Source organism: Natronocella acetinitrilica, from assembly GCF_024170285.1.
Lineage (GTDB): Bacteria > Pseudomonadota > Gammaproteobacteria > Nitrococcales > Aquisalimonadaceae > Natronocella > Natronocella acetinitrilica.
On record NZ_JALJXV010000001.1, the window covers coordinates 213,776 to 236,227 of the forward strand.

Sequence of the window (22,452 nt, forward strand, 5' to 3'; positions counted from 1 at the left end):
TCCCTTAGTGCACGTACTCTTCGAGAAAGCGCTGCCAGCCATCCAGATAGCGGGAGCGACTGCGCAGAAAACCGGTGTTGTGGTCACCTTCGATTTCCAGCAGGCGCCTTGCCTCGGGACCGCTCTCATACAAAGTCTGACCGTGCCGGAATGGAATGATTTCGTCATCGGGCGAATGGATGATCAACAACGGTGCATCGCTGCGCTGCATGTGTTCCAGCGTCGGATAATGCTGGCGCACCAGCGCTCGCACCGGAAAGATCGGGTAGAGTTCCGCCGCCATGTCGGCCACCGAGGTGAAGGCAGATTCCAGCACCAGGGCGGCCACCGTCTCCTGGCTTGCGGCGTGTGCGGCAACCGCTGCCCCCAGGGAGCGACCGAATACGATGAGCCGCTCCGGGGACACGCCGCGCTGGTCGATCAAGTAGGCGAGGGCCGCGTCGGCGTCGCGATACAGCCCGGCCTCCGATGGCCGGCCTTCGCTACGCCCGTAACCGCGATAGTCTGGAATAAGCACGGAGAGGCCCAACTCGTTGAACAGGGCGATGGAATCCAGGCGATGGGATATATTGCCGGCGTTGCCATGAAAGAACAGCACAACCCCCCGCTCCTCGACGGCCGGCACATACCAGGCATGCAGTTGCAGCCCGTCCGCAGTGGCGATGTGGACATCCTCATAGTCAAGCCCGATGTCCGACGGCGATGCCGTCAGCTCTCGTCCGGGGATACCCGGCAGATGGATCAGTCGGGACTGGAACACGAACAGCAAGGTCAGCAGCAGCAGATAGACCAGTGCCAGGCCCAGGGCGATCCGGGCAATCAGTGCTAAGGTTGTGGCGGAACCATCCATCATGTCTGCATTCCAGTGTAGCCGACCATCCATGCGCATTGCGTTTCGCCAGCCCAGCATCGCGACGCCGTCACTGTGCAACAGTGTATTGGCAGCATGCATCCTGCTGGCCGCCTGCCTGAGCCTGCTGACGGGATGCGCCATGCGCGACTACGAAGCCGCGCTGCTGCTTGCCGATGTCGCCTCCACCGACGGCGACAGCCGCCTGCAGCGGCGCCACGGAACGCCAGCACGCGAGCATGTGCACTACAGCATCGATGGCCGCAACTACGAGGCGGACATTTATCGGTCCGACCGGGACCACCGGGGCAACCTGCTGTTGGTGCACGGTTTCACCGAGGATGGGCGTCGCGATGAGCGATTGACGGCCTTCGCCGCCACCCTGGCCCGAAGCGGATTCGTCGTGTTCGTGCCAGAAGTCGAAGGGTTGCGGGACTTCTCCGTCAGTTCACGTGAAATCGAGGTGCTCATCGATGCCCTGCGCCACAGCATCAGCGACCAGGGCCCGGCGGCTGGAGAATCCACCGCCATCGCCGCTTTCAGCCTGGCGGTGGGGCCCACGCTGCTGGCCGCCTCCGATCCGGCGGTCGCTGACTCGGTGAGCTTCCTGATCTCCGTGGGGGGCTACTACGACCTGGTGGATACCCTTCGCTACGTCACCACGGGCGTCGATGCCGGCAGTGGTGACGCCCGACCACCACCGCCCTTGCGCGCCGGTCGCTGGGCCGTGCTGCTGAGCCAGCTGCATTGGCTGGAGGATGACGATGACCGCGAGTTGGTGGAGCAGATGGCGCGACGGCGCCTGGATGAACCCACAGCCCCGCTGGAGGATCTGCGCCGCCAGCTCGGCTCCCAGGGACGAGCCGTCTACGACCTGGTGAACAACCGGGACGCGGAACAGGTCGAAGCTCTACTGGACGGCCTGCCGCCGGCCATGCTTGAAGAGTTTCGCCAGCTTGATCTGGCCAACCGGGATCTTTCGGGGCTACGCGCCGATGTTGTGCTGATCCACGGACCCGACGACCCGATCATTCCGCTCAGTCACAGCCTGCGGCTGCGAGAGGCGTTGGCGGGAGACCGGCAAGTCTGGCTCTACCAGGCCCGGGGCCTCGGCCATGTGGACGTGTCTCCGGGGCTGCGTGATGGGGTCGGCCTGTGGCGTGCCACCAGGCGCGTCCTGCTGCTGGGTGAGGAACAGACGGCCGAAGCTCGGCAACGTGAAATGGATCACTGGAAACAGCCCTGACGAGGCAGTAAGGTGGGGTTTGTGGTTTTTCGACGACAGACCCTCAATCGAGTTCCGCTGAACTGGACAGCCCAATGCTACGGCTAACCGCACTTCTGCTTGTCTGTCTGATCGTGCTGATGGGCCCGGTGCAGTCCGCCGAGGCCCAGCTGTATCGTTGGGTCGATGATGACGGCAATGTGCATTACACCGATCGGTTGCCGCCGGAGCGGGCCCGGGACGGCAGGCGGGTGTATTCACCCAGCGGGATCGCCCAGGAAGACATCGATGCCGCGCCCACCGAGGAACAGCGCCAGGCCCTGATCGAGGAACGCCGCCGCCAGGAGGAGCAGGCCGCAGCGGAGAGACAGGCACGCGAGGAGCAGGCGGCGTTCGATCGCTTCCTGCTGAGAACCTATTCCAGCAGCGATCATATCCTGCGGGTGCAGGAATCCCGTCTCGAGACACTGGATCGCAGCCGAACCCTCATCGAGACGCGGCTGGAGCGTGATCACGGCGAACTGGAGCAGCTTCGGGGACGGGCGGCAGAGGCCGAGCGCGGCGGGTCTGCCGAGGACCTGGACGGCCTTTATGCCCGGATTCAGCGCGTGGAATCACGCATTCGCGATCGACAGCGGGAACTCGACAACATGGATGACGAGGAAGACCGCCTGATGACCGAGTTCGGCCGCCACCTGGATCGCTACCAGGAACTGCAGGCCGAGATGAACCGCGACTAGGGTCCGTCCCACTCAACTCAGCTCGGCTCGCTACCCCGAATAAGCGTGCCAACGCCACTGTCGGTAAACAGCTCCAGCAACACGGCGTGAGTTACCCGGCCATCAATGATGTGCGCCGAGCGCACCCCGCGCTCCACCGCCTCAAGGGCGCAGCGGATCTTCGGTAACATGCCACCGTGGATGGTCCCGTCGTTGATCAGGTCCTGAACGCGGCTGGCGTCCAGCCCCGTCAGCAGTCGACCTTCCGAATCCAGCAGGCCCGGTGTGTTGGTCAGCAGGATGAGCTTTTCGGCCTTGAGCACTTCGGCCAGTTTACCCGCCACCAGATCAGCGTTGATGTTGTACGAGCGACCATCGTCACCAACGCCAATGGGCGCGATCACGGGGATGAACTCGCCGCTGTCGAGCATATCCACCACCGAGGCATCCACGTGGGCAACCTCGCCTACCTGCCCGATATCCAGATCCTCGTCCGGGGACTGCCCTTCGCGGCGTGGCAGTACCAGCTTGCGCGCCCGTATCAGGCCGCCGTCCTTCCCAGTCAGACCCACGGCCCGACCACCCTGGCCGTTGATGAGCTGGACAATTTCCTTGTTGACCAGACCACCGAGCACCATTTCAACCACATCCATGGTCTCGTCGTCGGTCACCCGCATGCCTTCGATGAAACGACTTTCCTTGCCAATGCGGGCCAGTAACTTGCCGATCTGCGGGCCACCGCCATGCACTACGACAGGATTGAAGCCGACCAGCTTCATCAGCACGATGTCGCGGGCAAAGCTGTGCTTGAGCGCATCGTCCACCATGGCGTTACCGCCGAACTTGACCACGATGGTCTTGCCCTGGAAGCGACGAATGTAGGGAAGTGCCTCGGTCAGCACATGTGCGACCAGGGCTGGGTCGGTCGGTGTATCGGTCATGGCCTGTCCAGTGTCAAAGGTGCGGGTTCAGAAATCCGGGTTCAGATCGGGGCGCACGGCAGTGATCATGCCGCGGAACTCGTCGCGGATCCGATCCAGCGCAGCCTGAGTGTCCGCCTCGAAACGCAGCACCAGGCAGGGCGTGGTGTTCGAAGCCCGAACCAGGCCCCAGCCGTCGGGGAAATCCACCCGCAATCCATCGATGGTGGTCACACGCGCTTCCGGGAACCGGGCACGGGCAACCAGCGCCTCGATTACGCGGGGTGGCTCACCCTCCTGCAGGTGCACCTTGATCTCCGGGGTACTGACGGTCTCCGGCAACTCGGCGAAGATCTCGCTGCTGCTACGCGGATCCATGGACAGGATCTCCAGCAGGCGGGCGGCGGCGTAGATGCCGTCATCAAAGCCATCCCAGCGATCGTTGAAGAAGATATGGCCGCTCATTTCACCGGCAAGGGGAGCGCCGGATTCCTTGAGCTTGGCCTTGATCAGGGAATGCCCGGTTCGCCACATCACCGGCACACCCGCATTGTCGGTGATGATCCGGGCAAGGTGGGCGGAGCACTTGACGTCGAAGATGATATCCGCGCCTGGCTGACGGCTGAGTATGTCCATGGCAAAGAGCATCATCTGCCGATCCGGCCAGATAATCTTGCCATTGGCGTCCACCACACCCAGGCGGTCGCCGTCACCGTCGAACGCGAGCCCGACGTCAGCGCCGTCTTCCCGCACCGCCGCGATCAGATCCACCAGATTGGCCGGATCACTGGGGTCCGGGTGATGGTTGGGGAAGGTGCCATCGATATCGCAGTAGAGTTCACGCACCTCGCACCCAAGGCTGCGCAGGACCAGCGGCCCAACCTCGCCGGCAACACCGTTGCCGCAGTCCACCACCACCTTGAGGGGACGGTGCAGGGTGACATCGCCGGCGATACGGTCCACATAATCGATGAGCACATCCTGCCGCCGCGCAGTTCCCTTTCCATCGACGAGATCGCCCTCTGTGATGCGCCGGTGAAGGTCGGCTATCGCACTGCCCGAGAGTGTCTCACCGCCGAGCATGATCTTGAGTCCGTTATAGTCCGGCGGATTATGGCTGCCCGTCACCTCGACGCCGGAACCGGTCTGAAGGTGATAGGTTGCAAAGTAGGTGACCGGCGTGGGCACTCGACCAATGTCGATGACCTCCCGGCCGGTGGCGCAGAGGCCGTCGATGAGGGCATCGGCAAGTTCCGGACTGGACAGGCGGCCGTCCCGACCCACCACGATCTGGGCGCAGTCCCGGGCCGCCGCCTCGCTGCCGATGGCGCGGCCGATGGCACGGACGGACTCCACGGATAATCCCCCGCTGCCCACCACTCCGCGGATGTCATAGGCCCGAAACAGACTGGGTTCGACGAACACGGCGGTTTCCTTCTCGGTTTTCTGTGGTGTTGCCGGCTGAGCTTGAGCCCTGGCCGGCGAGCGGAACGACTCCAGGTCTTCCGGTGAGACGTTTTCGTCCACCTCGAGGCCGCTGAGCAGGTCATCCGGATCATCGAAGCTGGCCGAGGCCGCCGAACGCGGCGCTTTTCTCGCCCCGCCCCCCGCCGCGGGCTTTGCAGATGGCGGCGCCGCCGCAGCTTCGCCCTTCGGCCTGGACAGCCCGGCAAGCGTTTCCTGCAGGACTACCCCCGACTCCTTGAGGCGCATGGGATGATCTGGTCGCACGCTGCCCGCAGCCGCCTCCTGAGCGACGCTTGCCCACTCACGGGAATCGGCAAGCAGATGACGCCGCAGCGATGCCATGACCAGCCAGATGCTGATGGCGAGCAGCACCAGCGCCACACCGGTAATGGTGAGGAACCAGGTATCGGTGAGCGGATCGAAGACCCGCGCGGCCGGAGGGGCGGAATAGCGCAAGCGCCAACCAGCGCCGGGGATCGTCTGGATATGCTCGCCACCACCGACAACGACTCCACCGACGCTGACCACTTCAGCGCTCTCGCCGTCCACCGGCGTCTGCACCACGGCAAGCTGGCCAGCGCCGCTGGCCGGCAACGCCAGCGCCTGTTGTACCCAGGCCACCGGATAGGTCAGCACCAGGGTCGCCCTGACCTCGCCATCGGCCACCACCGGTTGCACGAAATTCACATGGGCCAGGGGGCGACCAAGCAGGTGTGCTTCTGGCGACGGCGCTTCACCGGTCCGCTCGGCGGAGCGGAGCATGTCCAGCAACGCGAAGCCGATGGGCGGCTCGGCGCCGGGATCGGCCTGATTCCAGCCCCTGGGCAATAGCACCAGACGCATGGCACCGGGGAACTGCGCCTGCAGTCCGGATTCGGCCAGCCAGTCCATGTTTCCGGCTGCAGCCGCTGCGACCAGTTCCGGCCGGGTGGCAAGCAGTTCCAGTTGCGCGCGCTCCCGGGACATTGCCGCGCCAAGTTGTCTCGCGGCCATACCGGCCCCGGTCACCGCCTCGCGTTGCTGTGCCGCCGTGCGCTCCTGGTCCGCCGCGCCCTGGGCGAACCAGACCGCAGCCAGCAATATGGCTGCCGCAACGACGAAAAGCACAACACCCAGCAGGGATATGGCCGTCTCCCCGCCTTGCCGCTTGTCCATAGCTCCTGACACAGGCCCTTGCCTCATCGTTGTTCTCGCCTCGCCATGGATCCCTAGCGCCGACCGGAATGCCCGAAGCCGCCCTCGCCTCGACCAGTGGGTGTGAAACTGTCCACGCGCTTGAATTCCGGCCTCACGACGGGCACGAACACCAGCTGCGCCAATCGCTCGCCAGGCTCCATGGTGAACGTGGTCTCTCCACGATTCCAGCAGGAAACCATCAATTGCCCCTGGTAGTCGGAGTCGATCAGGCCAACCAGGTTACCCAGGACGATGCCATGCTTGTGACCCAGGCCGGACCGGGGAAGGATCACCGCCGCCAATCCGGGGTCACCGATGTGGATGGCCATGCCAGTGGGAATGAGTTCGGTAGTGCCGGGTGCCAGGCTCAGGGGCTCATCAAGACAGGCGCGCAGGTCAATGCCCGCGGAGCCGTCGGTTGCATAATCCGGCAGCGGAAAGCTGGACCCCAGGCGTTCATCGAGGATGCGCACCTCGACTATCTGCGTCACGATGCTGCTCCTTCTGGTTTATCATCTTGCAGGCACTGCGCGATCTGCGTGATCAATTCGGCGGCGAGGGCGGACTTCGGCCCGGGTCCGAGTTGCCGGTGCCCGCCATCCCAGATCAGCTCCAGCTGATTGTCGTCCGTATCGAACCCCAGGCCGGGCCCCACCCGATTGGCCGCAATCAGATCCAGCCCCTTGCGGCGGCGCTTGTCCGAAGCATGCTCAAGTACACGGTCGGTTTCGGCAGCGAAACCGACGGTAAAGGGCCTGTCCTCGGCACGGGCTGCCACTGCGGCCAGAATATCCGGGTTGGGGACCAGATGCAGTTTCAGATCAGCACCGCTGCGCTTGATCTTGCCGGCAACCGCCTCTGCGGGGCGGTAATCGGCGACAGCGGCACAACCGATGAATACATCCTGGCCGGCAACGTGCCGCTGCACCTCGGCGTACATCTGCTCAGCGGTTTCAACATCGATCCGATGCACGCCCGCAGGCGTCGGCAGAGCGCACGGCCCCGCCACCAGTGTGACCTCGGCACCGGCTGCCGCAGCCACCGCGGCCAGGGCAAAACCCATCTTCCCGGAACTCCGATTGGTGATGTAGCGGACCGGATCCAGCGGCTCCCGGGTCGGGCCCGCAGTCAGCAGCACCCGCCGCCCCGCCAACACGGGTTCGGCGAAAACTCCGGCCAGCCGGGTCACCAGCTCCAGTGGCTCCAGCATCCGCCCGGCACCGACCTCGCCGCAGGCCTGATCGCCCTGCCCCGGACCAAACAGATGTACTCCGCGGGTCGACAGGGCAGCGGCGTTCTCCCGGGTAGCGGGATGCGCCCACATCACCCGGTTCATGGCCGGCGCGAGGGCGACCGGTGCCTCGGTGGCCAGGTAGACCGTCGACAGCAGGTCGCCCGCCAGGCCGTGGCGGAACCGGGCCATGACATCGGCGCTTGCCGGTGCAACCAGCAGCACGTCGGCCCAGCGGGCCAGCTCGATGTGCCCCATGGCTGCTTCTGCATCGGGGTCCAGCAGGCTGGAGTGCACCGGCTCGCCGGATACCGCCTGGAATGTCAGCGGGCGGACGAATTCCTCAGCGGCGGCAGTCATGATCACGCGGACATGGGCACCGGCATCACGCAGGCGTCGCACCAGGTCAGCGCTCTTGTAGGCGGCTATGCCACCACTGACACCGAGCAACACGTTCTTGTCGATCAGGCTGGACATAGAAACCATCGCCGCCGGGAGAACTGCGGCCAAGTGTAAGGGATGACAGCGCGAATGGGTAACGGACCCATTCAGCCCATGAGGCTGTCCTCCCAGGGAACCGACGCCGCCAGCCGCTCCCGCAGGCCAGCGTCGGTCAGCTGATCCAGCTCCGCCTGGGCATCGATCCGCGTGTCGGAGGCCAGCAATGCCTTGCGCACACCTGCACCGGCCGCCACGAAGAGCAGTACCTGCATGCCGTAGGATTCACGGCCGAGGGTCACCGACCACTCGCGGCCGTCCGCATCAATGATGGCGCGCAACGAAAACTCCTTAAATGAGACCCCGCTCGGCAAAGGATACCGGCTCGCCATCCCCGATGACCATGTGATCCAGCACCCGGATATCCACCAGCGCCAGGGCTTCCTGCAGTCGACGGGTGATCTGGCGGTCGGCGCCGCTGGGTTCGGCGACGCCGGATGGATGGTTGTGGGCAATGATCACTGCGGCGGCGTTGCAGGCAAGGGCGCGCTTGACGACTTCACGGGGGTAGACGCTGGCGGCATCGATAGTGCCGCGAAACAGCTCCTCGAAATGCAGCACCCGGTGCCTGTTGTCCAGGAACAGGCAGGCGAACACTTCATGGGGCAGATGGCGAAGCTTCGAGGCAAGGAAGCGGCGCGTCAGCGCCGGGGATGTCAGGGCATCGCCGCGCTGCAGTTCGTGAGCCAGATGACGGCGGGACATCTCCATTACCGCCTGCAATTGCGCGTACTTCGCGTCCCCCAGGCCAGGCCCCTGACAGAATGCATCGCGGTCCGCCTCGAGCAGGGGGCGCAGGCCACCAAAGCGGGCGAGCAGATTGCGAGCCAGATCCACGGCGCTGCTGCCCGCAACGCCGGTACGCAGGAAAATCGCCAGCAGTTCGGCGTCTGACAACGCCTGGGGGCCCTGACTCAGCAGCCGCTCGCGCGGCCGCTCGGCCGCTGGCCAGTCGGTGATGGACATCGCTGTTCCCTCCCTGGAACACGAACCCGGACGATGGATGGAGCCGATCCGGTCAGGCCATTGCCGCCCGCAGTTTGTTCATGGCGTTCTTCTCGAGCTGACGGACCCGCTCGGCGGATACATTGTAATGGTCCGCAAGCTCCTGCAGCGTGGTCTTTTCTTCCGCCAGCCAGCGCCGCTGCACGATATCGCGGCTGCGTTCGTCAAGCGAATCCAGAGCGGTCTGCAGAGCAGCGGACTGGTGCTCTTCCCAATCGCCCCGCTCAAGCTGCTCGGCCGGATCCAGGCGCTGGTCTTGCAGGTATGCAGCCGGTGATCGCGGCGCGCTGTCGTCATCGTCGGCATCCGGCTGCGGATCGAACGCGACGTCGTGCCCGCTGAGCCGGGATTCCATTTCCAGCACGGTTTCCGGCTTGACGCCAAGATCCCGGGCCACGGTGTTCACTTCGTCCCGGGACAGCCAGCCGAGGCGCTTTTTCGAACTGCGCAGATTGAAAAAGAGCTTGCGCTGCGCCTTGGTGGTGGCGACCTTGACGATGCGCCAGTTGCGGAGGATGTATTCATGGATCTCGGCACGAATCCAATGCACGGCAAAGGAGACCAGGCGCACCTTGACCGACGGATCGAAACGCTTCACTGCCTTCATCAGGCCGATGTTGCCTTCCTGGATCAGGTCAGACAGCGGCAGCCCATACCCGGAGTAGCCCCGGGCCACATGCACGACAAATCGCAGATGCGACAGTACAAGGTGGCGGGCGGCATCCAGATCCTGATGCTCCCGATACGAAATGGCCAGCGCCTGCTCGTCTTCGACGCTGAGCACGGGGATCTGATTCACGGCGCTGATGTACGCGTCCTCGCTGCCGGCGCGTAGCGGCAGATGGGCAGGATTCACCCGGGTCAAGGCGGTTCCCATGTCGTTGGACTCCCCGATTAAACTGATTGGCCTATTTTAGCACTCACGCACTTAGAGTGCTAAGCCCCCGGGTGGTTCCTTTCTGGCAAGGTACGGGCGTTATCGTGGTTCGATGGCAGCCAGGTGCCGGGCGACGGCCATCCAGGAGCCAATCAGGCCAAGGGCGGTTCCACCAAGTAGCACCGCGAGGCCACCCTGGAAACCCAGGCCATGCAACAGTGGGCCGGTCTGGTAAAGGGTTGCAAGCCGGTCTGCCGGGCCTTGCAGCAGCAGCCGGCCACCCTCTACCAGGATCACGGCAAGCAGCCCACCTGCCAGACCATACCAGACCCCTTCGTAGAGAAACGGCCGGCGTATGAACGCGTTGGTGGCCCCGATAAGCTTGGTGATAATGATTTCCTCGCGCCGGTTCTCGATGGCCAGCCGAACGGTGTTACCGACGATGAGAACAACGCTGATGGCCAGCAACAGGGAGATCAGCCACACCCCCCGGCGCATCAGTTGCATGATGGCATCGAGCCGCTGCACCCACTGCAGATCGAGCCGCGCCTGCTCCACTGGTCCAAGCATCTCCAACTCAGTGGTGAGAGTCTGCAAATCAGCAGCGTCGAGCCCGGTGGTCGGCTCCAGCACCAGCATGGCGGGCAACGGGTTTTCGTCGAGCAGGTCCAGCGCGTCGCCCATACCGGAGAGCTGGCGGAACTCAGCCAGGGCGTCGTCGGGAGGCACAAACTCCACGCCCACCACCCCTTCCCAGTCTCTCAGGCTATCGGCCAGCTCGTTCGCCTCGGCATCGCCGACATCGCCGTGCAGGAACATGGAGATCCTGGCGGCGCCCTCCCAACTCCCGGTGAGTGACTCCATGTTCTGCAAGGCAAGCAGAAAGCCGGTGGGCAGGGCAACGGAGATGCCGATGACCAGGACCGTCATCGCACTGCCGAGCCGGTGACGGTACAACCGCCCCATGGAGCCGATGGCAGCCCGCAGGTGATCCTCCACCCACTGCACCAGACGCTGCTTCACGCCGCCCCCCCAGGCCGCAGGTCATCGATCAGCGCACCGCGCTCAAGCACCAGGCAGCGATGGCGCATGCGCTGAATCAGGCCCAGATCATGACTGGCGATGAGGATGGTGACGCCCACCCGGTTGAACTGCTCGAACAGCGTCATGATGTCGGCGGACAACTCCGGGTCGAGATTACCCGTCGGCTCATCAGCGAGCAGAATTGGCGGGCGTGTGACCACCGCGCGGGCAATGCCCACCCGCTGCTGCTCGCCGCCGGACAGGGTCACGGGATAGGCTTTCTCGCGGTTGAGCAGGCCCACCTTGTCGAGTGCGGCACGCACGCGACGGGGAATATCCCGCTGGGCAACCCCATTGATGATCAGTGGCAGGGCGACATTATCGTAGATCGTACGATCCAGCAGCAGGCGGTGGTCCTGGAAGATCATGCCGATACGACGGCGCAGGAACGGAATCCGCCGCTTGCCAAGACGGGACAGGTCCACACCATGGACATTGATGCTGCCGCCGCTGGGCCGCTCCAGCACCGGAATCAGCTTGAGCAGGGTGCTCTTACCCGCGCCGGAGTGGCCGGTCAGAAAGACCAGCTCACCGCGCTCCACATGAAAATCGAGCCCGCGTAGCGCGTCGTGGCCACCTGGGTAGCGCTTGCTGACGGCCTTGAAACGAATCATGAATAGCGCGAAATCCCGTCACGTTCCGAGCGCCGCAAATCCATCACTCGCCGACGGCCTGCTGCCCCAGGGCATCACCCAGCAGGGCATCAACAAACTCTTCGGCGTTGAACGGGCGCAGATCCTCGGCGCTCTCACCGACACCGATGTAGCGGATCGGCAAGCCGAGTTGCTGGGCAATTGCGAAGATCACGCCGCCCTTGGCAGTACCGTCCAGTTTGGTGAGCACCAGCCCGGTGACGCCCACGGCTTCATGGAAATGGCTGGCCTGGGAAAGCGCGTTCTGCCCGGTGCCGGCGTCGAGGACCAACAGGGTCTCATGGGGCGCGCTGTCGTCGATCTTGCCCAGAACCCGCTTCACCTTGCGCAGCTCATCCATCAGGTTGTGCTGGGTGTGCAGGCGACCGGCGGTATCGGCGATCAGCACGTCGGCACCCCGGGCCCGGGCAGCCTGAAGCGCGTCGAAGATCACCGAGGCGGAATCTGCGCCGGTATGCTGCGCGATCACCGGCAAGCCGACCCGCTGCCCCCAATGCTGGAGCTGCTCGACTGCAGCGGCGCGGAAAGTGTCGCCGGCGGCGAGTAGCACAGCGCGTCCCTCGCCTTTCCAGCGGCTTGCCAGCTTGCCAATGGTGGTGGTCTTGCCCACCCCGTTCACACCCACCGTCAGCACCACGAATGGTGCCGGATCACGCTCAGGCACCAGCGCCGCCTGGCAAGGGGCGAGGATGGCGAGCATGTCTTCCCGCAGGCCCTGCATCAGCGCCTGGAGATCGTTGAGTTCGCGCCGGCGCATGCGGGCAACGGTGCTATCGATAATGCGTGAGGTGGCCTCGACGCCAACGTCCGCCATCAGCAGCCGGGTTTCCAGCTCTTCCAGCAGTTCATCGTCGATGGTCTTGCGACCAAGAAAGGCCGTCGCCAGGCCCTCGGTCAACCCGCTGCGGGTGCGGCCCAGCCGATCCCGCAGCCGCGCCACGAGCCCGGGACGCTTGTCCTGCTCCGCGTTTTCGTCTTTACCGCCGCGTTTTCTGAAACCTAGCATCGCCCACGTTGTCACTGTGGCTGTGAAGTTCGCGTATCGTATCACCCTCCCGAGCCACGCTGTAGAACGTCGGGCGGGCCGCAGACGACAACCATCAACCGCCTGAATCGAGAGCGAGGACCCATGAGAATTCTCCCAGCATCGCTGTGCGCCGCCGCAATCGGCCTTGCGCTGACTGTCGCCCCGGCGCAGGCCATGCCCACCGTCCACGAGTATGAGCTGGACAACGGCATGCGCATTCTGGTGCGGCCCGATCAGCGGGCTGATGTGGTCATCAGCCAACTCTGGTTTCCGGTGGGCTCCAGTCATGAACGTCAGAGCATGACCGGCATCTCCCACGCACTTGAGCACATGATGTTCAAGGGGACGGAGAACCGGGAAACCGGAGAATTCTCCCGCACGATTTCCCGCGAGGGTGGCCGCCTCAACGCCTTTACCGGACGTGACTACACCGCCTATCACGAGCAATTGCAGGCGGACCGGCTGGAAATCGCCCTGGAACTGGAAGCCGACCGACTGGCCAATATCATCTTCGACGAGGAAGAGTTCGCCAACGAGTTGGAGGTGGTCCGCGAGGAGCGCCGACAGGTGGTGGATTCGAACCCTGTGCGCGTGGCGCTGGAACGTTTCCATGCCCTGGCCTGGCATACCCACCCCTATCGCAACCCCATCATTGGCTGGCCCAGCGATCTCGACGTCATGACCCTGGATGACATCCGCGACTGGTACGAACGCTGGTATGGCGTCAACAACGCCACCCTGGTGGTGGTGGGGAATGTTGATCCGGACCAGGTCCGGGATCTGGCCGAGCGGCACTTTGGTCCGCTGGAGCCCCGCGAGGCGCCGGAGGTGCGCGAGTTGCAGGAGGTGGAGCCGCTGGGCGAACGCCGCGCGGTGGTCCGTCAACCCCGGGCCACCCCCTACATGGTCATGGGATGGCCGGTGCCGTCACTGTCCACCGCCGAGGATGAATCGGAAAGCTATGCCCTGAGCCTGCTGTCGCGGATTCTCGATGGCGGTCGCAGCGCCAGGTTTGCGGAGAATGTCATCCGCGGCACTGACATCGCCGCCAGTGCCGGCTCCTCCTACAACGCCATCACCCGGCTCGACACCATGTTCTACGTGGACGGCCGGCCGACACCGGACAGCGACCTGGATCAGCTTGAGGAGACCCTGCGCGCTGAAGTGCAACGCGTGATCGACGAGGGCGTGACCAGCGCCGAGCTCGACCGGGCAAGAATCCAGGCCCGGGCGGACTACCTGTACCGGCTGGACTCGCTGTTCGCCCAGGGTATGGAGATCGGAACGCTGGAGACCACGGGCATCGGCTGGCGAGCCATGGAGACCTTCGATGATGCGCTGGACAGTGTCGCCGTGGAGGACATCCAGGCAGTCGCGGAGCGCTACTTCCGGGATGACCGCATCACCGTGGTTCACCTGCTCCCGGACAATGGTGCAGCGCCCTCCCGCCCTGCGGAGACACCGGACCCCGCCGCCGAACCGCAACCCCACTCTCATTGATCGAGGCGCCGACCATGCTCAGGAACCGACTGCAAAGCCTGTTCACCAGCCTCGTGCTGATCACCGTTGCAATCCTGCCGGCGGCGGCCACGGCCGGCGGGCCGGCCATTCAGAACTGGACCACGGATCAGGGGCTTGATGTCTATTTCGTGCGCAGCGATGCACTCCCCATGGTGGACATCTCACTGACTTTCGACGCCGGTAGTGCCCGGGACGGCGATCTGCCCGGCCTGGCCAGCATGACCAGCAGCCTGCTGGCCGAGGGCGCCGGTGGCCGCGACGCTGGCGATATCGCCCGATCCTTCGAGGATCGAGGCGCACGATTCTCCAGCGGTAGCGGCCGTGACAGTGCCGATGTGAGCCTGCGCAGCCTGAACGCACCGGACACCCTCAGCCGATCCGTGGATGTGCTCGCCAAGGTGATCAGCCGACCCGACTTTCCCGAGGACGCTATCGAACGGCAGCGGCGGCGGATGATGGTCGCCCTCAACAATGCCGAGCGTGATCCAGGGTCCATTGCCAGCCGGGCGCTCTGGTCGGCACTGTACGACGATCACCCCTACGCGAATCCGCCAGGAGGCACGGCTGAATCCCTGCAGGCCATTAATCGGGGCGCGCTGGTGGACTTTCATCGGCGCCATTACACCAGCAGCAACGCGGTACTGACCATGGTGGGCGATCTCAGCCGCGCCGAGGCCGAACAGATTGCCCTGCACCTGGCCGAGTCGCTGCCGGTCGGAGAACCACTGGAGCCCCTGCCCGACGCCCCGAGCACCCCGGAAGCCCGGACTATTCGCATTGAAGCACCGTCCAGCCAGACAGTGATCGTGAAGGGACAGATCGGCTACGCACGGGGCGACGATGACCACTTCGACCTGTTCGTGGGCAACCATATACTCGGCGGTAGCGGCCTGGTGTCGCGTCTTGGCGTGGCAATGCGAGAGGAGCGTGGCCTGTCCTACGGTGTTTCCAGCCGCTTTCAGCCCATGGTGGCTGCCGGGCCATTCCTGGTCAGCACCCAGGTCCGCACCGATCGCACCGACGAAGCCCTGGAAGTCATTCGCGACCACCTGCGTGGAATTCGCGACGAGGGCCCCTCGGACGATGAAGTCAGCGACGCCGCCCGGAACATCACGGGCAGCTTCCCGCTTAACCTGGATAGCAACAGCAAGATCGCCGGGTATGTCTCGAGTATCGCCTTCCACGGTCTGCCACTGGATTATCTGGAGATCTTCCCGAGACGGATCGACCAGGTAACCACCGAATCCGTCCACGCGGCCCTGCGTGACCGGCTCGACCCGGAGAACATGATCACGGTCATGGTCGGACCCGATGCAGAGGACGACGACAACTGAGCGGTCGGCGGCCACCCGGACAACTGCGCATCATCGGCGGCCGCTGGCGGGGCCGCCGCCTGCCGGTGGCTGCCCTGCCCGGTTTGCGACCCACCGGTGACCGCATCCGGGAAACGCTGTTCAATTGGCTGCAACCGCATCTGGCCGGCAGCAGTTGCCTGGACCTATTTGCCGGTAGCGGCGCCATTGGTCTGGAGGCTGCGTCGCGGGGTGCCGGCGAGGTGATCCTGGTGGAGCAGGCAGGTGCGGGTGCCCGGGCACTGCAGGACGCGGTCAGGCGCCTGGATGCACAGGATCATGTCCAGGTGGTCAACTCCGATGCCATCGCCTATCTGCAATTGCAGCAGCGCCACTTCGACATCATTTTTCTTGACCCCCCTTTCGACAGCCCGTTACTGGAAACGGCCCTCTCGGTCATCGCCGAACGGGATCTGCTCCGGCCCGGGGGGCTTGCCTACCTGGAGACGCCCCGGCAGGCGCAGCCACCGGAGTTGCCATCGGGCTGGGCCCTGGCCCGGGACCGCCAGGCCGGTCAGGTTCGTTTCATGCTGGCGACCAACGCCGGGGCATGAACACCTTTGATCCGAGTCGGGCATAGTGGTTTGATGTACTCTTTCGTGGAGATCAAACACAGAAAGAGCTGGCGACACCAAACGGCATGAATATCAGGGCGATCTATCCGGGCACCTTCGACCCGATCACCAATGGGCACATCGACCTGGTGGAGCGCGGGTCGCGGCTTTTCCATGACCTGGTCGTCAGTATCGCCGCCTTCCCCAGCCCCTCAAAGCGGCCCGCGTTCTCCGTTCAGGAGCGACTCGACATGGCCAGCATCGCGCTAGCCCACCTGCCGAACGTGCGCGTGATGTCCTTTGATACGCTGCTTGCAGATTTCGTGCGCGAGCAGGAGGCACAGGTCATCGTCCGCGGCCTGCGGGCAGTCTCCGACTTCGAATACGAGTTTCAGCTCGCCAGCATGAACAGGCAGCTGGTTCCTGAAGTGGAGACATTGTTTCTCACTCCGGCCGAGCAGTACGCCTTCATTTCATCCAGCCTGGTCCGGGAAGTGGCTGCACTGGGGGGCAACGTCAAGAAATTTGTGCACCCCGCTGTGGCGAAGGCACTGGAAGAGCGTGTGCGGCGTTAAGGAAGCGCTGGTTGAGTCATACGCGGGCGTGCTTCAGGCCCATTCATCGACCAGGTGATCGTCGCCCTCGGGTTTTCCCCTGGGTACCGGACGGATCGAGCGGGTCAGGCCGGCGGAGCGGCGGCGCACATCGAAGCCATGCTGTGCATAGGGCACGACTGGATGGACAGCATCCATGTCGGTGGCTGGCCGAAACGTGGCAGAAGTGAGCAGATTGAGACGAACGTCAATCATCGGTGTCTGCAAACTGTGGTTAATGGAATCCCATTCTCACCCACATGCGGGGAATTGCAACAAACCGGCCACCGAATTACTGTCGCAGCAACGATGTATGCGATGCTGCGGCGGCTGTTTCGCCAACTGACAACAAGGGACTCATGATGCTCAAGACCTCAATGTTCGCCTGGATGACGCTTGCCGCCGGACTGTTGTGGGGCATGGCGGCACAGGCAACCGACCCGTCGGACCTGCGCCCGCCGGAACAGATTATCGAAGGCGTGTTCAGCGACGCGGTGGACGCCCTGGTGGAGAATCAGGACGCGATTCGCGACCGGCCCCGTGTGGCCTTCGAACTGATCGACGACATTCTTTCTCCCCACGTGCACTACCCCCTGATGGGGCAGCTGATCCTCACTTCGGAATGGCGCACGGCCTCGGAGGCACAGCGCCAGGAATTCCTTGACACGTTTCGCGAGTACATCATCCGGACCTACTCCAAACTACTGTCGGACAATGTCGATGAAGTGGTCAGAGTGGTTCAGCAATCCGGCACCATCATGGCCGTGCGGTCTGTGACGGAGCCGGATCAGCGAGGACGCGTGACGGTTCGCACGCAGTTTCTGCTCGAGAGTGGCAATGTACCCGTCCAGTATCGGATGATCGCCACCGACAACGGTTGGCGCGTCTGGGACGTGGTCATCGAGAGCATCAGCTTCGTGACCAATTACCGCGATGAATTCGGCAGCGAAATGCGTCGCCACGGCCTTGATGGCCTGATCGAACGACTCAAGGAGCGCAACGCGCGCGCCTGGGAGAGCCAGAGCTGAAACCGCGGTCAGGGAAACACTGCGGCATGATGAGACGAATCGGCCTTTTGATGACCATCGCGGCGATCGTTGCGATGGTGTCTGGCTGCGCTACACGGCCGCCGGATAGAACCGACGACATTTGCGCCATCTTCGACCACCAGCCTCGCTGGTACGACTACGCGCTGGCCTCGGAAGAGCGCTGGGGAACATCAATCCCGGTACAGATGGCTTTCATCAACCAGGAATCCACCTTTCGCCACAATGCCCGCCCGCCGAGAACACGGCTGTTCGGGTTCATTCCCTGGCGCCGACCGTCCAGTGCCTACGGCTATGCCCAGGCGCAGGACCCGGTCTGGGGAGAGTACATGGCAGAGGAAGGCAGCGTATTCGCCCGCCGGACGCACATGAAACACGCTACGGATTTCGTCGGCTGGTACAACCACCGCACCCACCAGCGACTCGGCATCTCGAAACAGAACGCCGAGCATCTCTATTACGCGTATCATGAAGGCCACGCCGGATACCGGCGGGGCAATCACCGCAACAAGCCCTTTGTGCTCCGGGCCGCGCAGCGGGTGCAGAACCACGCCGACAACTACAGCCGGCAGCTTCAGGGATGCGAAGCACGCTTTCAGTGCCGCCGCTTCTGGCAGATCGGACCGTTCTGCGACGCCTGACAGAATGCAGCCAAAAAAAACCCCCGGCATTGCCGGGGGCAAGATTTACGCGCCAGGGTGGGCAGACGCGTTTGCTGGAGAGTGCCGAACAGCTTGGTCGGGGGGGATGACCGCACCGACGGCGCCTCTCGTGGCTCTTGCGAGACGAACTTTCGCCCGAATCGCGAGGAGCTATGGGCCCTCTGCACAACCTGTGCCAGTACCACCTAGCTCCAACACAACTGCAGTCTAGGACAACCGTTCCAAAAATGAAACACCCTGGCTGTTTCCAAGCGGCGACAGAACCGGCTTTTTCTGACTATTTTTATTTTTAAATCAGTATTTTAATGTCAAAAAAAACCAGCAAAAAATGTGTATCAGAAACCAACTTTGAACGGTATCAGCAAAGGAACACTCCCAGAAAAATCCCGCGACCAGAGCCTCCGTACGCCCGCCGTCCGGGCCATTCCCGGGCACGCAGAGCGGCACAACGTCAATTATGCCGACAGCTCGTCAGTCGGAATCGGGTCGGGTGTCACGCTGAATCAACTGCAATTGATGCAGATAGCGCTGGATGATGTTGGCGTGCCGATTAGCGAGACGCACAAAGGCCATTCCAAGGCGTCGGCCTATCCGGCCGTCCCGCTGCATGTGACGGGAAATGTTCCGCACCTCGAGTTCAAGCCGCATCTCTTCCGCGCCAGGCAACAGCAGTATGGCGTCGTCCATACGATCCCGCGCCGCGAGTTTCAATGTCATGTCGAGATCCACCAGGCCGACACCGCCGATACTGAGATCGACGGCCCGGAACTCATGCAAGGCGCCTAGATCAGCGGGATCAGGAACACGACAGATTACCGGATTGGTGACCGGCGTCGGCACCCGGAAATACTCCCGCCGCTGCAAACGGTAGAGGGAATCCGGTAGGGGGGTGCGGAACGCCGGTCCATCCTCGCGATCGATGACTTCCAGCGGTCCACAGGCAAATTTCACGCTGACACTCTGATGCTTGGCCACACAGACGATTCGATTCGCCCGCAAGGCAGCCTGATTGATTGCCGCATCGGGCCCCATGTCGAGTATCAGCGACTGGCTCTCCGCATCCACGCCAAGAACTGCGGTCATCAGGTGGCGGCGTCCGCTATCGAAATAGCCGGTAATGATCTCCGGACGCCGCGCCAGTTGCAGTAATACGGCAGCGATCTCGGTGGGCTTGCGGAGCAGAAAACGCTCCTGATCCCGGTCAACCCGGGATGCGCCGCCGCTTTGCCCGTCACTTTCCGCCATGTGCACTCTCGAAACCGGGGCAGTCCGAAACCCGTTGCAGTTGGCAGCGGGCAACGTCCAGCACGGGTCATGCCCATCAACCTGATCTGGCCACCTTTCTAGGGAAGCGCTGAAGTATTCACACCGGCGTGAATACTTCAGCGCTTCCCTAGTGGCTCTTGGTGGCCATCTTCAAGGAAGTGCCGAATTTTTACCAGATTTCAGATCAGCCAGAGGCGCCCCATCCGCACGGCGGGCGCAGCGCCCGGAATCAAGTCCCGCAACTGCCAGCCCACGGCGACAGCCACCAGCAGTGCTGCCAGCAGACTGACAAAGCAATGAGACAATCGCCCCGACGGAATGCCGAGCACATCCCCGAGTCCTCGGTAAAGCATCCACAGACTCCAGACCAGCAGCGGAAGACCGAGCCATTGCAGCCCCGGGATGGGCCAGAGCAACTTGGCGACGCCAGCGGGTAGCGCCGCCGCAGCGACTGCCGCGACGGCGGCATCCACATCAATGCGGCCGTCAAACGCCTCACCGAGCAGACCAGCGACACAACCCACACCCACGGCGTAACTGCTGATGACAGCCCAACTGTAGACACCGTAAGCGGGCAAGGTCGGCACACCCTCGCTGGGCAGGTCCGGCGCAAACACCGTGAGGCCAAGGACTTGCCCAGCCGTGCAGACCGCGAACCAGGGCAGCAGGACGATTGCCGCCGTCACCGTCCAGGAAGGTGCCTCGGTTCGTACACGCCTGAAGTACGCCGTGGGGCGAAGCAGGGCGGCGAAGGGCAAAAGCATGGTCTGTCCCGAATCCAATGTGTGGCGTGGGCAAGAGTGTACCGTTCTACGGCACCACATGGTGTCGAAACCGCTGGTGTGTGGATCACTGAAGGGAACAGGGGCATTGGAAGCACCCCTGGTCCTTGCCCGCTTCGTTGTTACGTTATAACATCTGTCGCCTTGAATACCGGTTGTCTTCACAGTCTCTTGGCACAGTGGTGAATGGGTGTAATGCCTGGACAAAGCCCCATACGTGACTCCTTCAGCCTGCTCCGCACCGGAGCCGGGTCTCGCCTGGCTGTGGCGCTGGTGGTGATCGCCCTGCTCTGGCTGGGCGTCTACTGGGCCATGGGCTGACAGGAGCACTTGCCATGACCGCAGCGATACAACTGCAGGACCTGACAGTGGCCTACGACCGGCATCCGGCCGTGCATCACCTGAACGGTAATTTTGCCCATGGCTCGCTGACTGCAGTTGTGGGCCCCAACGGCGCCGGCAAAAGCACCCTGCTGAAGTCCATCGCCGGGGTGTTGCGCCCGGCGCAGGGGAGCATTCTGCGGGACAGTCTGCGGGCCCGCGACATCGCCTACCTACCGCAGCAGGCGGACATTGACCGCCATTTCCCGATACGCGTCATGGATGTGGTCAGCAGTGGTCACTGGCACCGCCGCGGGCTGTTTCGCGGGCTCAGCCGGGATGACATGGACAAGGCCTCTCATGCCCTGGCCGCCGTTGGCCTGTCCGGCTTCCAGCATCGGGTTATCGGCAGCCTGTCGGCGGGACAGTTCCAGCGTGTGCTGTTCGCCCGCATGCTGCTACAGGACGCACCGGTCATTCTGCTCGATGAGCCCTTCAACGCCATTGATGCCCGCACCACGGCAGATCTGCTCGGCGTGGTGCAGCGCTGGCATGACGAATCCCGCACCATCATTGCCGTGGTTCACGATATCGAGCAGGTGCGGCAGCACTTCCCCCAGACTTTATTGATGGCTCGACAGGAGGTGGCATGGGGGCCGACGCAGACCACCCTGACCGCTGCGAACCTGCTCAAGGCCCGGGCCATGGCAGAAGCCTGGGACGAGACTGCGAACGTCTGTGCCCAGGGGCTGCGCCGTGGTTGAACTGCTCTGGGGTCCGTTTGCCGAGTTCTCGTTCATGCGCCGGGCATTGGTTGCATGCATGGCCATCTCCCTCGGCGCCGGCCCCCTGGGCGTGCTCCTTGTATTGCGGCGCATGAGCCTGGTGGGCGACGCCCTGTCCCATGCCATCCTGCCCGGCGCGGCAATCGGCTTTCTCATCGCCGGGTTTTCGCTCACCGTCATGAGTATCGGTGGCCTGATCGCCGGCCTGGTGGTCGCCCTGCTTGCCGGTCTGGTCACCCGATTCACGGATCAGCGAGAAGATGCGAATTTCGCGGCGTTCTTTCTCATCGCCCTCGCCCTTGGCGTCATGCTGATCTCGCTGGAAGGCAGCAACATGGATGTCATCCATGTGCTGTTTGGCAGCATTCTGGCAGTGGATAACGCCTCCCTGCTGATGGTCGCCGGCGTGGGCACGATCACCGTACTTGCCCTGGCAATCGGCTTCCGCGCCCTGGTCATGGAGTGCTTCGACCCCGGATTCATGCGTGCCATTGGCGCCGGCGGCCTGCGCTGGCATTTGCTTTTCCTGGCGTTGGTTGTTCTCAATCTGGTGAGTGGATTCCATGCCCTCGGCACCCTGATGTCCGTCGGGCTGATGATGGTGCCTGCCGCCGCTGCTCGTTACTGGTCCACCGATGTGGGCGGGATCATGTTCATTGCCATCGGTATGGCCATGCTGTCCGGCTGGGCCGGTCTGCTCCTGTCCTATCACCAGGATGTTGCTACCGGCCCGGCCATCATTCTGACTGCCGGGGCCTTCTACGGCCTGTCCGTGGTTTTTGGCGCCAACGGCGGCCTGCTGAACCAATTCTATCGTCGACCCCATCTGGAGGCCTGAT

General features: G+C 63.6%; 25 protein-coding genes. 11 read left to right on the forward strand and 14 right to left on the reverse strand.

Annotated elements, in window-relative coordinates:
- Window positions 1-4: 4 nt before the first annotated feature.
- Window positions 5-853 (reverse strand): alpha/beta hydrolase, encoded by an 849-nt coding sequence (locus tag J2T57_RS01060; RefSeq protein ID WP_253472921.1) that lies wholly within the window; start codon window positions 851-853, stop codon window positions 5-7.
- Here J2T57_RS01060 and J2T57_RS01065 point away from each other — a divergent pair.
- Both J2T57_RS01065 and J2T57_RS01070 read left to right on the forward strand, forming a co-directional pair.
- The gene (locus J2T57_RS01065) at window positions 852-2,096 is read left to right on the forward strand and encodes an alpha/beta fold hydrolase (RefSeq protein ID WP_253472923.1); all 1,245 of its coding nucleotides are present in this window, start codon (window positions 852-854) and stop codon (window positions 2,094-2,096) included. The genes J2T57_RS01060 and J2T57_RS01065 overlap by 2 nt on opposite strands.
- 74 nt (window positions 2,097-2,170) lie before the next feature.
- Window positions 2,171-2,815, forward strand: a complete 645-nt coding sequence (locus tag J2T57_RS01070) for a DUF4124 domain-containing protein (RefSeq protein WP_253472925.1) — start codon at window positions 2,171-2,173, stop codon at window positions 2,813-2,815.
- A gap of 17 nt (window positions 2,816-2,832) precedes the next feature.
- Here J2T57_RS01070 and argB read toward each other — a convergent pair whose 3' ends face one another.
- From argB to ftsY, 10 genes are all read right to left on the reverse strand, one after another.
- Window positions 2,833-3,735, reverse strand: coding sequence for an acetylglutamate kinase (gene argB / locus J2T57_RS01075; RefSeq protein ID WP_253472927.1), 903 nt, complete (start codon window positions 3,733-3,735; stop codon window positions 2,833-2,835).
- A gap of 27 nt (window positions 3,736-3,762) precedes the next feature.
- Window positions 3,763-6,336 (reverse strand): phosphomannomutase/phosphoglucomutase, encoded by a 2,574-nt coding sequence (locus tag J2T57_RS22085; protein ID WP_301289038.1) that lies wholly within the window; start codon window positions 6,334-6,336, stop codon window positions 3,763-3,765.
- A 53-nt stretch (window positions 6,337-6,389) separates the two neighbouring features.
- Window positions 6,390-6,848 carry a dUTP diphosphatase gene (gene dut, locus J2T57_RS01085; protein ID WP_253472929.1) on the reverse strand — a complete coding sequence of 153 codons (459 nt, stop codon included), beginning with the start codon at window positions 6,846-6,848 and terminating at the stop codon, window positions 6,390-6,392.
- Complete coding sequence (gene coaBC, locus J2T57_RS01090; RefSeq protein ID WP_253472931.1) at window positions 6,845-8,065, reverse strand: bifunctional phosphopantothenoylcysteine decarboxylase/phosphopantothenate--cysteine ligase CoaBC; 1,221 nt, start codon at window positions 8,063-8,065, stop codon at window positions 6,845-6,847. The genes dut and coaBC overlap by 4 nt, the downstream gene beginning before the upstream one ends.
- Before the next feature lie 71 nt (window positions 8,066-8,136).
- A complete protein-coding gene (locus J2T57_RS01095) occupies window positions 8,137-8,367 on the reverse strand; it encodes a hypothetical protein (protein WP_253472934.1) in 231 nt (76 codons plus the stop codon).
- 10 nt (window positions 8,368-8,377) lie between these two features.
- The gene (gene radC, locus J2T57_RS01100) at window positions 8,378-9,052 is read right to left on the reverse strand and encodes a RadC family protein (RefSeq protein WP_253472937.1); all 675 of its coding nucleotides are present in this window, start codon (window positions 9,050-9,052) and stop codon (window positions 8,378-8,380) included.
- Between the two features lie 52 nt (window positions 9,053-9,104).
- The gene (rpoH, locus tag J2T57_RS01105) at window positions 9,105-9,968 is read right to left on the reverse strand and encodes an RNA polymerase sigma factor RpoH (protein ID WP_253472940.1); all 864 of its coding nucleotides are present in this window, start codon (window positions 9,966-9,968) and stop codon (window positions 9,105-9,107) included.
- A gap of 99 nt (window positions 9,969-10,067) precedes the next feature.
- Complete coding sequence (ftsX, locus tag J2T57_RS01110) at window positions 10,068-10,991, reverse strand: permease-like cell division protein FtsX (protein ID WP_253472944.1); 924 nt, start codon at window positions 10,989-10,991, stop codon at window positions 10,068-10,070.
- Window positions 10,988-11,665, reverse strand: coding sequence for a cell division ATP-binding protein FtsE (gene ftsE / locus J2T57_RS01115; RefSeq protein ID WP_253472947.1), 678 nt, complete (start codon window positions 11,663-11,665; stop codon window positions 10,988-10,990). The genes ftsX and ftsE overlap by 4 nt, the downstream gene beginning before the upstream one ends.
- Window positions 11,666-11,708: 43 nt before the next feature.
- The gene (gene ftsY / locus J2T57_RS01120; RefSeq protein ID WP_253472949.1) at window positions 11,709-12,710 is read right to left on the reverse strand and encodes a signal recognition particle-docking protein FtsY; all 1,002 of its coding nucleotides are present in this window, start codon (window positions 12,708-12,710) and stop codon (window positions 11,709-11,711) included.
- 123 nt (window positions 12,711-12,833) lie between these two features.
- On the opposite strand from ftsY, the gene J2T57_RS01125 reads away from it, so the two are divergent.
- From J2T57_RS01125 to coaD, 4 genes are all read left to right on the forward strand, one after another.
- On the forward strand, window positions 12,834-14,231 hold the full coding sequence (locus tag J2T57_RS01125; RefSeq protein WP_253472951.1) for a M16 family metallopeptidase: 1,398 nt from the start codon (window positions 12,834-12,836) through the stop codon (window positions 14,229-14,231).
- A 14-nt stretch (window positions 14,232-14,245) separates the two neighbouring features.
- A complete protein-coding gene (locus J2T57_RS01130) occupies window positions 14,246-15,586 on the forward strand; it encodes a M16 family metallopeptidase (protein WP_253472954.1) in 1,341 nt (446 codons plus the stop codon).
- 23 nt (window positions 15,587-15,609) lie between these two features.
- Window positions 15,610-16,158: a 16S rRNA (guanine(966)-N(2))-methyltransferase RsmD gene (gene rsmD, locus J2T57_RS01135; protein ID WP_301289080.1), complete on the forward strand. Its 549-nt coding sequence runs from the start codon at window positions 15,610-15,612 to the stop codon at window positions 16,156-16,158.
- 86 nt (window positions 16,159-16,244) lie between these two features.
- On the forward strand, window positions 16,245-16,733 hold the full coding sequence (coaD, locus tag J2T57_RS01140; RefSeq protein WP_253472960.1) for a pantetheine-phosphate adenylyltransferase: 489 nt from the start codon (window positions 16,245-16,247) through the stop codon (window positions 16,731-16,733).
- Between the two features lie 33 nt (window positions 16,734-16,766).
- Here coaD and J2T57_RS01145 read toward each other — a convergent pair whose 3' ends face one another.
- Window positions 16,767-16,967, reverse strand: a complete 201-nt coding sequence (locus tag J2T57_RS01145) for a hypothetical protein (protein ID WP_253472963.1) — start codon at window positions 16,965-16,967, stop codon at window positions 16,767-16,769.
- 143 nt (window positions 16,968-17,110) lie between these two features.
- Here J2T57_RS01145 and J2T57_RS01150 point away from each other — a divergent pair, with 143 nt between their 5' ends.
- Together J2T57_RS01150 and J2T57_RS01155 are read left to right on the forward strand one after the other, a co-directional pair.
- Complete coding sequence (locus J2T57_RS01150) at window positions 17,111-17,779, forward strand: MlaC/ttg2D family ABC transporter substrate-binding protein (protein WP_253472966.1); 669 nt, start codon at window positions 17,111-17,113, stop codon at window positions 17,777-17,779.
- Window positions 17,780-17,805: 26 nt separating this feature from the next.
- Window positions 17,806-18,438: a transglycosylase SLT domain-containing protein gene (locus J2T57_RS01155; RefSeq protein ID WP_436262672.1), complete on the forward strand. Its 633-nt coding sequence runs from the start codon at window positions 17,806-17,808 to the stop codon at window positions 18,436-18,438.
- 492 nt (window positions 18,439-18,930) lie between these two features.
- Here the strand turns inward: J2T57_RS01155 and J2T57_RS01160 are convergent, their stop codons facing one another.
- Both J2T57_RS01160 and J2T57_RS01165 read right to left on the reverse strand, forming a co-directional pair.
- Entirely contained in the window at window positions 18,931-19,704 is a 774-nt protein-coding gene (locus J2T57_RS01160; protein ID WP_253472969.1) for a flagellar brake protein, read from the reverse strand.
- A 200-nt stretch (window positions 19,705-19,904) separates the two neighbouring features.
- Window positions 19,905-20,489 carry a YIP1 family protein gene (locus J2T57_RS01165; protein ID WP_253472972.1) on the reverse strand — a complete coding sequence of 195 codons (585 nt, stop codon included), beginning with the start codon at window positions 20,487-20,489 and terminating at the stop codon, window positions 19,905-19,907.
- A 213-nt stretch (window positions 20,490-20,702) separates the two neighbouring features.
- Here J2T57_RS01165 and J2T57_RS22090 point away from each other — a divergent pair, with 213 nt between their 5' ends.
- Genes J2T57_RS22090 through J2T57_RS01175 form a run of 3 tightly spaced genes read left to right on the forward strand, consistent with a single transcriptional unit; the run spans window position 20,703 to window position 22,451 of the window.
- Window positions 20,703-20,828 carry a hypothetical protein gene (locus tag J2T57_RS22090; protein WP_301289039.1) on the forward strand — a complete coding sequence of 42 codons (126 nt, stop codon included), beginning with the start codon at window positions 20,703-20,705 and terminating at the stop codon, window positions 20,826-20,828.
- A gap of 14 nt (window positions 20,829-20,842) precedes the next feature.
- Window positions 20,843-21,592 carry a zinc ABC transporter ATP-binding protein AztA gene (gene aztA, locus J2T57_RS01170; protein ID WP_253472975.1) on the forward strand — a complete coding sequence of 250 codons (750 nt, stop codon included), beginning with the start codon at window positions 20,843-20,845 and terminating at the stop codon, window positions 21,590-21,592.
- Entirely contained in the window at window positions 21,585-22,451 is an 867-nt protein-coding gene (locus J2T57_RS01175) for a metal ABC transporter permease (RefSeq protein WP_253472978.1), read from the forward strand. The genes aztA and J2T57_RS01175 overlap by 8 nt, the downstream gene beginning before the upstream one ends.
- The last annotated feature ends 1 nt before the right edge of the window (window position 22,452 follow it).

Bases quoted from the DNA above. Each gene is read 5' to 3' on its own strand.
- J2T57_RS22090 (WP_301289039.1), top strand. From the start codon at position 20,703: ATGCCTGGACAAAGCCCCATACGTGACTCCTTCAGCCTGCTCCGCACC.
- J2T57_RS01165 (WP_253472972.1), bottom strand. From the start codon at position 20,489: ATGCTTTTGCCCTTCGCCGCCCTGCTTCGCCCCACGGCGTACTTCAGG.
- J2T57_RS01070 (WP_253472925.1), top strand. From the start codon at position 2,171: ATGCTACGGCTAACCGCACTTCTGCTTGTCTGTCTGATCGTGCTGATG.
- coaD (WP_253472960.1), top strand. From the start codon at position 16,245: ATGAATATCAGGGCGATCTATCCGGGCACCTTCGACCCGATCACCAAT.
- J2T57_RS22085 (WP_301289038.1), bottom strand. From the start codon at position 6,336: ATGGACAAGCGGCAAGGCGGGGAGACGGCCATATCCCTGCTGGGTGTT.
- J2T57_RS01065 (WP_253472923.1), top strand. From the start codon at position 852: ATGTCTGCATTCCAGTGTAGCCGACCATCCATGCGCATTGCGTTTCGC.
- aztA (WP_253472975.1), top strand. From the start codon at position 20,843: ATGACCGCAGCGATACAACTGCAGGACCTGACAGTGGCCTACGACCGG.
- J2T57_RS01155 (WP_436262672.1), top strand. From the start codon at position 17,806: ATGATGAGACGAATCGGCCTTTTGATGACCATCGCGGCGATCGTTGCG.
- J2T57_RS01160 (WP_253472969.1), bottom strand. From the start codon at position 19,704: ATGGCGGAAAGTGACGGGCAAAGCGGCGGCGCATCCCGGGTTGACCGG.
- argB (WP_253472927.1), bottom strand. From the start codon at position 3,735: ATGACCGATACACCGACCGACCCAGCCCTGGTCGCACATGTGCTGACC.
- J2T57_RS01145 (WP_253472963.1), bottom strand. From the start codon at position 16,967: ATGATTGACGTTCGTCTCAATCTGCTCACTTCTGCCACGTTTCGGCCA.
- J2T57_RS01150 (WP_253472966.1), top strand. From the start codon at position 17,111: ATGATGCTCAAGACCTCAATGTTCGCCTGGATGACGCTTGCCGCCGGA.
- ftsY (WP_253472949.1), bottom strand. From the start codon at position 12,710: ATGCTAGGTTTCAGAAAACGCGGCGGTAAAGACGAAAACGCGGAGCAG.
- coaBC (WP_253472931.1), bottom strand. From the start codon at position 8,065: ATGTCCAGCCTGATCGACAAGAACGTGTTGCTCGGTGTCAGTGGTGGC.
- J2T57_RS01130 (WP_253472954.1), top strand. From the start codon at position 14,246: ATGCTCAGGAACCGACTGCAAAGCCTGTTCACCAGCCTCGTGCTGATC.
- J2T57_RS01060 (WP_253472921.1), bottom strand. From the start codon at position 853: ATGATGGATGGTTCCGCCACAACCTTAGCACTGATTGCCCGGATCGCC.
- rpoH (WP_253472940.1), bottom strand. From the start codon at position 9,968: ATGGGAACCGCCTTGACCCGGGTGAATCCTGCCCATCTGCCGCTACGC.
- ftsE (WP_253472947.1), bottom strand. From the start codon at position 11,665: ATGATTCGTTTCAAGGCCGTCAGCAAGCGCTACCCAGGTGGCCACGAC.
- radC (WP_253472937.1), bottom strand. From the start codon at position 9,052: ATGTCCATCACCGACTGGCCAGCGGCCGAGCGGCCGCGCGAGCGGCTG.
- J2T57_RS01125 (WP_253472951.1), top strand. From the start codon at position 12,834: ATGAGAATTCTCCCAGCATCGCTGTGCGCCGCCGCAATCGGCCTTGCG.